This is a genomic window from Pseudoalteromonas sp. T1lg21, from assembly GCF_002964625.1.
Lineage (GTDB): Bacteria > Pseudomonadota > Gammaproteobacteria > Enterobacterales > Alteromonadaceae > Pseudoalteromonas > Pseudoalteromonas gelatinilytica.
Genome location: NZ_PQBX01000029.1, coordinates 249 through 478, shown reverse-complemented (window position 1 = coordinate 478; position 230 = coordinate 249). Strand labels below are relative to the sequence as shown.

1 tRNA gene is annotated in these 230 nt (G+C 45.2%); it reads right to left on the bottom strand.

Annotated elements, in window-relative coordinates:
- Window positions 1–4: 4 nt before the first annotated feature.
- Window positions 5–89: transfer RNA gene (locus tag C2M25_RS06890), tRNA-Leu, on the bottom strand.
- Between the last annotated feature and the right edge of the window lie 141 nt (window positions 90–230).

Genomic DNA, 230 nt, shown 5'->3' with positions numbered 1-230 from the left:
AACATGGTGCGGAAGGAGAGACTTGAACTCTCACAACCGAAGTTACTGGAACCTAAATCCAGCGCGTCTACCAATTCCGCCACTCCCGCACATAGTGTGATGCAAGTGTATAGTAATGGAACCTAAATCCAGCGTCTAATCAAGACACCAGCCAATTCCGCCACTCCCGCATCATAGGGTTTGCTAATTTTAACTCTTAGCTTGAGTTTTCTTAATCACTTTCTTGGTAG